The following is a 6575-nucleotide window of genomic DNA, read 5'->3' as shown; positions in this document are numbered from 1 at the left end:
CTGTTGCTCTCCGTCATCGACACCTCCCAGGCTCCTCAGCCTATCAAAGGTGTCCGTGAAATCGGGACAGGCCCAGATTGTCGGCGCGTTATATGACACGTCTATGCTGGCACCAAAGCACGCTTATCAGCCCGTTTAGAAAGCCATTGATCAGCTGAAGCGGTCCGGCTCAATGCTGACGGCGGCAGCCGCGGTCTGATCGCCAGCGATGACGATCAGGATGACGACCAGGCCGCCGTTCGACATGGCGACGGCAGCATGCGAGGCCGAAACCCCCTCTTGGAAACCCCGAGGCGTTCCCCACCCCGTCAGCAGTCGCATGATCAGGCCGAGATTGTAGCCAGCGACGTGGATCAGGTAGCGCTTGTGCAGGTTCTTCGGCCGGCGCAGCCAGGCTCGGCGCATGCCACCACGGTCGAGAAGGAGCGCGAAGCCCCGCTCAACTACCTCGGCGCGCAGCTTGAACGCAGCATGGGCCACGCCGGACATTAGACGGGTGCGATTGTTGACGACGGCACGGTGCGCCGCGTCGTCGCCATGCCAGTGCGAGAAGCCGTCACGCTTGGGCTCGGCAATCCGGTTCTTCTACGGACCGTCATCGAGCGACTTCAGCACCTCGCGCGAGTGGTAGTCCTTATCGGCCACCATCTCGGCAGGCGCCTCAGGGCTTGGTGCCGCCTTGACCGCGGCCAGGTGCCGGGCCGCACTCGCCAGGGTGTCGGGCCGGGTCGCGGTGTCGCCCTAGTCGGTACTGTGCATCTCGGCCGCGACCGCCGCGCCGGTGTCGAGATCCAGCGCATGCTCGGGCTTGTAGGTTAAGCGTGTGCGGCCGTCCTTGAGCTTGGCAATGCGAGCGTCCAGATCGGGCGGGCTCTCCCACTCGGCGTTGGGACAGCCTCCTACCTTTGCGCTTGCAATCCAGCCGGATCAGGTCCGCAGCCGTCGGCGTCTCGATGCCGCTCTCTCTGGCCCTGCTCACCAGCATCTCGCGTTAGCCCTCGCCACCGTCTCGCCGGGACGATCGCCCGCAGGGCGGCGTTAGGCTTTACAGGCGAGGCATCAACCCCGATCCGCTCACCCTGAACCAGGCCGCGCTCGGCCAGGCGCTGCAGCACCCAGGTGAACACCGCGTCGTACACCTCGACCGGCAGCCGGGCGCGGGTACGGCTCAGCCAAGAATGGTCCGGCACCGGCTCGCGCTTGCCGAGGCGCAGGAACTCGCGCAGCGACAGGCTGTCCGCGCACCGCCACTCCAGACCACGCTCGCTATCGATGCCTTCGAAGTAGCCGATCAACAACATGCGGAAGTATCGCCCCGGCGGCAGCGAGGGCCGGCCCTGCTGCGCCGCTTAGAAGGGCGCGCACTGGCCCTCGACGAAGTCGTCAAACCGGGCGCTGAGCAGTTCGACCTGGAGGCGATCGTAGAACACGTGTCCGGGTGAGCGTGGCATCTCCGCTCAGGCCACCAGCAGTTCCGGTTGCCGGCCCTTCTGTCGTCCCAGCGCCATGCACACCTGCCATTCGCGTCCGGAGCGAATGAAATCAAGTCAGGGCGATTTCGTAAACGGACGGTTATACCTGCAGTTGTTGCCATGCCTAACCGTACGGCGGGTCCGGCCGCCTGCGCGCGTCTGCCCGTACGGGCGTGATATGACAGGCGGGTCGTCGCATCATCGGACGTCGCGTCCGTCATGCTGGCCGGGCCGGCCTCGCCCCCTTTCCTGCCCCGTAGGCTCAGCGCCTATGTGTCCGCCTGTCCCCGCGTGAATGGTTCATCCTGTCATATGACAGCTCAACACGTGCACGTCTCGGCGCGGCGTCGCTGCTCGGCTGGCTCGCCTCGGCGGTGCGGCGGCTACCCCCTCCGCCAGCCGCGCCCTGAGGCGGGAGGGCACCTCACGGTCCGCGCGGCCGCCACTCTGATGGCCGGGCCACCCCGCGCCAGGCGAGCGTCGGGGCCTGGCCCAGCCGGCGCTCGTCTACGTTGATCTCCTCCTGAATGCTGAGGAACACCGCCTCGTCCAGTGCATCCAGAGCATCGAAAGCCAGGTCCGGCAGGATCAGGGAAAAGGTCTTGTCGGTGCCGTCGGGATGCTGCGGCCGGTAGCGGTAGTAGAGTCCACGGTGGCCGGGGTGGAGGTGGTGCACGGCCAACCGGACGCGCCCGATCCAGGGGAAGGCGAGGCCGCGGGCCACCGCCTCACGCAGGGCTTCCTCAAGGTTGTGGACGATGCGGATCAGTGCCGGCTGCTCCACGCCCTGACCGGCCAGGTACGCCTTGAGATAGCCCTCAAGGCTCCACCCGAACAGAAATTGCATGCAGGTGTCCGTCTTGCGCCGGGCGTCGTCGCCATAGGTGAGGTCGATGCGCCGGGCACCCTCCAGCTGCCTGCGGGCCATTGAATAATAGCCAAAAGGCGGGACGGGATCGGCGGCCCGGCGGCCCTTCGCGGACTTGAGCGGCGTATCCATGGGTCTCCTGCATGATCCGACTTGGCGCTCAGGCCCAGTCGCCCGCGCCCGCTCACTTGCGATAAGTGCCGCTTACCGCAAGTGAGTAGGGGCTTGCCGCAATCGCGGGAAACCGCCAGATTCTCAGGGCGGCGGAGGGCTCGTGATATTGACCAACTTTGGTCATAATGTCAGTTATACCGACAGAACAAGCTTGGTCAGGAGCAGCGGAATGAGCCAAGTCAACCTGTACGACGCCAAGACCCAGCTCTCGCGCCTAGTGGACCGCGCCGCAGCCGGCGAGGAGATCATTATCGCCAAGGGCGGTCGTCCGCTCGCACGCCTGGTACCCCTTGCGACCCGCACCCAGCCACGGGCGCTCGGCCAGCTTACCAGCGAGGTCTGGATTGGGCCCGACTTCGACGACCCACTGCCGGATGATGTTGCCAAGGCGTTCGAAGGGCAATGAGGCTGCTCATCGATACACATATTCTCATTTGGGCGGTTACATGGCCCGATCGCCTGCAGCCGCGCCTGCGCGAGGCGATTCTCGCGCCGCGGAACACTATCCTCGTCAGCGCGGCGTCGGTTTGGGAAATTGCCATCAAGCGCTCCCTCGGGCGGCTCGCCTTCCCGCTGGAGCGCCTTGATGCCGTGCTGGACGGGGCTGGGTTCGATCACCTGCCAATCACGGCCTCCCACGCCATCGAGGCTGGTGGTCTGCCACGTCACCATGCCGATCCCTTTGATCGCATGCTCATCGCGCAGGCCTGCGTCGATGACCTCCTGCTTGCGAGCGACGACCCGCTGATGGCCGCCTATGCCGTGCGGCTGTTCGGGCGGGATGGTGGAGGGTGAGCGCGGCGGGGAACGCGGCACCGGCCTCAGCCGGGCTGCCGGCGGTGGTGCCGGAGCCGGGCAGGGGCCTCGCTCCCAACGGCGCCGCGGCGCTCGCTGCTGCCCAGGCCTATGCCCGCGAGGCGCTCGCGCCCGAGACGCTCCGCGCCTATGCCGCCGACTGGGCACATTTCTGCGGCTGGTGCAGTGAGACGGGCTGCGCCCCGCTGCCGGCCGAGCCCGCGGCCGTCGCCGCCTATCTCGCCTCGCTCGCCGGCCTGTACTCGCGCTCCCTGCTGGAGCGGCGGCTGGCCGCCATCGGCCAGCAGCACCGCCTACGCGGGCTCGACTGGTCGGCCGGCCATCCCGCGATCCGCACCACGCTGCGCGGCATCTACCGCCGGCATGGCAGCCGCCGCCGCCAGGCCGCGGCGCTGACCTCGGCCGAGCTGCGCAAGCTGGTGGCCGCCTGCGGTGGTGACCTGACCGGCCTGCGCGACCGCGCGCTGCTATTGCTGGGCTTTGCCGGGGCGTTGCGCCGCTCCGAGCTGGTCGGCATCGACCGCGAGCATCTGCGCTTCACCGGCGAGGGGCTCCGCCTGACGCTGCCCTCCTCCAAGACCGACCAGGAAGGGAGGGGCACCGAGCTCGGCATTACCCGCGGCAAGCGGCGTGAGACTTGTCCGGTGCGGACGCTTGAGGCCTGGCTGGCCGCCTCGGCCTGTGCCTACGGCCCGGTGTTCCGGAAGGTCGACCGCTGGGGCAACATCGAGCACGCCCGACTCAGCGGCGAAGCCGTCCGCACCATCCTCAAGGGCCGGGCCAAGGCGGCGGAGATCACGGTGCACAGCACCGAGCGGCTGTCGCCGCACGGGCTGCGGGCGGGCTTCGTGACCGAAGCCTACATGGCCGGCGCCCGCGACGAGCAAGTGATGGACCACACCCGCCACCGCGACCTCAAGACCATGCGGGGCTATGTCCGCCGGGCCAAGCTCGTCACCGAGAGCGCCAGCAAGCTGCTCGACCTGTGACCAGGGTCCAAGAGACAAAGAGGCTGCCGGAGTCGGGCGGCGGGGCTGGGCAGGAGGCCGGCGCCGCGCCGACCGAGGTGCTGGCGCCGGCACACACAGACTGGCTGTACCACCACCTCCGGGTCACCGGCGATGCGGCCGAGGTCGCGGCCTTCCGCGGGGCGGCGGCCGGCGCCGGGGTCATCCCCTGGCAGCACAGTCTGGGCCGCGCCGAGGAAGACTGGTTTCACCTGCTGGTCGCGCCCCCGCCGCCGCTCACCCGTAGCCTGAGCCTCGAGGGCGCCCGCATCCTGGCCGGCCAGCTGCGGACCGCCGCCGAGGCGCGGCTGCGGCTGGTGGCCGAGCGCTCGGGCGAGAGCCGGGCCTCCCTGCTCGACCTGCACCGGCTGCTGCCTGTGCCAGAGGCCATACTGCGGCTTGGGCCGGAGCACTCGGAGGCGCGGACCTGGCTGTGGGAGCGCTGGGGCACGACCGAGGCGCTGCGGCATGTGGTCGAGCTGCCGGTGCCCAAGCGCGGCCAGCCGCCAAAGCGCGACCCCGGCCTGCTCTGGCTGGGCTTCTGGTCGGCTGACTGGACGCCCTGGCCGGCGATCCAGCAGCTGCGCGAGCGTTGGCCCGGGCTGCGGATCGCGGTGCAGCCGCACTACGATGACCCCTGAGGCGGACAGCGCCGAGGCCTTCCTCGACGCAGCGCCGGCCGCGGCCGGCAACAGCGGCGCGCCGGCGCTGCGGCTGGGGGCCTATGAGGGCCCGCTCGACCTACTGCTGGAGCTGGCACGGGCGCAGCGGGTCGACTTGGCGCAGATCTCGGTCGCCACCCTGGCCGAACAATTCGAGGCCGTGGTCACGGCGGCGATCGAGCGGCGGGCGGTGCCGCTGCCGCGGCTGGCGGACTGGCTGATCACGGCGGCCTGGCTGACGCTGCTGCGCTCGCGGCTGCTGCTGCCGGCTGCGCCGGAAAGCACCGAGGCCGAGCGCGAGGCGCAGGGGCTGCGGCGCCGGCTGGCCGACCGCGAGTGGGCGAGCCGGCTGGCGGACTGGCTCGAGCGGCGGCCGCAGCTGGGGCGACAGGTGTTCGCCCGCGGCGAGGCGGAGCCGGACCCTGCCATCATCGGTGCACCGCCGCTGGCGGACACGGCGGAGCTGCTGCGGGCCTGCCTGCGGCTACTGGTGCTGCCGCACCGGGACCAGGTGTATCGGCCACGGCCGCCAGCGCTGTGGCGGGTGCCGGATGCGCTGGAGCGCATGCGCAAGCTGCTGCCGACGGTGGGGGAGGGGGCTGATCTCGTCAGATTCCTGCCACCACCATCGGACAAGCGAGCCAAGTCTCAGCTGCAACGACGGGCGGCGCTGGCGGCAACCCTGATGGCCGGGCTCGAACTCGGCCGCGAAGGTATAGTGGCACTCAATCAGGACGAGGCTTACGGCATAATTCACATCCTGCCGCGCAGTGATCCTGACAGGGCTGAGGTACCGGAGTACATCCCTGGCTCGTGCTGCTCCTAGATGAGTATAGCTGTTCTGACACCAACCGATGGAGGCGCTGCGATGCAGGATCCTGATACGACGACCATTCTCAGGGTGAAGCCAGAGCTGAAGGTCAAGCGGCCGAAGCTGCACAAGGTGCTCCTGGTGAATGACGACTTTACCCCACGCGCCTTCGTGGTGACGGTGTTACGCGCAGAGTTCCAGCTGAATGATGGACAGGCACAGCGTGTTATGATGACGGCACACCGCCGCGGCGTCTGCGTCGTTGCGGTGTTCACCCGAGACGTTGCGGAAGAAAAGGCGACGGCGGCAACGGAGATGGGCCGCAAGCAGAACTACCCACTACTCTTTACGACGGAGCCCGAGGAGTAAGTCATCGCGTTAGAGCCGCGCAAACTCAGGAAAAAGGATCCGTCGTGGGTGGCAACAAACTTAATGTGTTGACCGCAGGTCGGCCAGAACTCCAGTAAGTTGGAAGCTTCGGAGTGCGTGATGACGGGCACTTCACCGACCCATGCGAGCGAGCGCGATCTCCATCGGGTGCTTGGCAGCTTGTATAAGGCCGTCGAACGGCTCCTCCATCTCTAAGATCAAAAACACCGCCGCGCCGACCGCGTACGAGCAGACGGCGAAGGTTCCAACGACGACTGCGTTCCGGGGTGCGTTCAAGCCAAAGCTTACGAAGATGAATGTAAGCGTCCGGTGATGCGGCGTAAGCGTCCAGTGAGGCGGCGACCGACCGTCAGGTTGTCGCGGCTTCGGCGTCGC

10 protein-coding genes are annotated in these 6575 nt (G+C 68.2%); 6 read left to right on the top strand and 4 right to left on the bottom strand.

Going from position 1 to position 6575, the window contains the following annotated elements; all coding sequences use genetic code 11:
- Positions 1-150 precede the first annotated feature (150 nt).
- From JMJ56_RS32395 to JMJ56_RS32385, 3 genes are all read right to left on the bottom strand, one after another.
- Complete coding sequence (locus JMJ56_RS32395) at positions 151-489, bottom strand: hypothetical protein (RefSeq protein ID WP_202835998.1); 339 nt, start codon at positions 487-489, stop codon at positions 151-153.
- Between the two features lie 410 nt (positions 490-899).
- Complete coding sequence (locus JMJ56_RS32390) at positions 900-1325, bottom strand: transposase (protein WP_456318804.1); 426 nt, start codon at positions 1323-1325, stop codon at positions 900-902.
- Between the two features lie 571 nt (positions 1326-1896).
- Entirely contained in the window at positions 1897-2472 is a 576-nt protein-coding gene (locus JMJ56_RS32385; protein WP_202835996.1) for a hypothetical protein, read from the bottom strand.
- Positions 2473-2683: 211 nt separating this feature from the next.
- Between JMJ56_RS32385 and JMJ56_RS32380 the strand changes: the two genes are divergently transcribed.
- Genes JMJ56_RS32380 through clpS form a run of 6 tightly spaced genes read left to right on the top strand, consistent with a single transcriptional unit; the run spans position 2684 to position 6179 of the window.
- Positions 2684-2920, top strand: a complete 237-nt coding sequence (locus JMJ56_RS32380; RefSeq protein ID WP_202835995.1) for a type II toxin-antitoxin system Phd/YefM family antitoxin — start codon at positions 2684-2686, stop codon at positions 2918-2920.
- Positions 2917-3309, top strand: coding sequence for a type II toxin-antitoxin system VapC family toxin (locus tag JMJ56_RS32375; RefSeq protein ID WP_202835994.1), 393 nt, complete (start codon positions 2917-2919; stop codon positions 3307-3309). The genes JMJ56_RS32380 and JMJ56_RS32375 overlap by 4 nt, the downstream gene beginning before the upstream one ends.
- Positions 3306-4319 (top strand): site-specific integrase, encoded by a 1014-nt coding sequence (locus JMJ56_RS32370; RefSeq protein WP_328702523.1) that lies wholly within the window; start codon positions 3306-3308, stop codon positions 4317-4319. The genes JMJ56_RS32375 and JMJ56_RS32370 overlap by 4 nt, the downstream gene beginning before the upstream one ends.
- The gene (locus tag JMJ56_RS32365; RefSeq protein WP_202835993.1) at positions 4316-4978 is read left to right on the top strand and encodes a hypothetical protein; all 663 of its coding nucleotides are present in this window, start codon (positions 4316-4318) and stop codon (positions 4976-4978) included. The genes JMJ56_RS32370 and JMJ56_RS32365 overlap by 4 nt, the downstream gene beginning before the upstream one ends.
- Positions 4968-5825 (top strand): segregation and condensation protein A, encoded by an 858-nt coding sequence (locus tag JMJ56_RS32360; RefSeq protein WP_202835992.1) that lies wholly within the window; start codon positions 4968-4970, stop codon positions 5823-5825. The genes JMJ56_RS32365 and JMJ56_RS32360 overlap by 11 nt, the downstream gene beginning before the upstream one ends.
- Before the next feature lie 42 nt (positions 5826-5867).
- Positions 5868-6179: an ATP-dependent Clp protease adapter ClpS gene (gene clpS, locus JMJ56_RS32355; RefSeq protein ID WP_202835991.1), complete on the top strand. Its 312-nt coding sequence runs from the start codon at positions 5868-5870 to the stop codon at positions 6177-6179.
- A gap of 132 nt (positions 6180-6311) precedes the next feature.
- On the opposite strand, the gene JMJ56_RS34595 is transcribed toward clpS, so the two are convergent.
- On the bottom strand, positions 6312-6575 hold a 264-nt coding region (locus JMJ56_RS34595), incomplete at its 5' end, for a bestrophin-like domain (protein ID WP_456318803.1).

Source organism: Belnapia arida, assembly GCF_016773205.1.
Classification (GTDB): Bacteria; Pseudomonadota; Alphaproteobacteria; order Acetobacterales; family Acetobacteraceae; genus Belnapia; species Belnapia arida.
The sequence above is the reverse complement of the archived record's forward strand: the minus strand, read 5'-3'. Positions and strand labels throughout refer to the sequence as shown.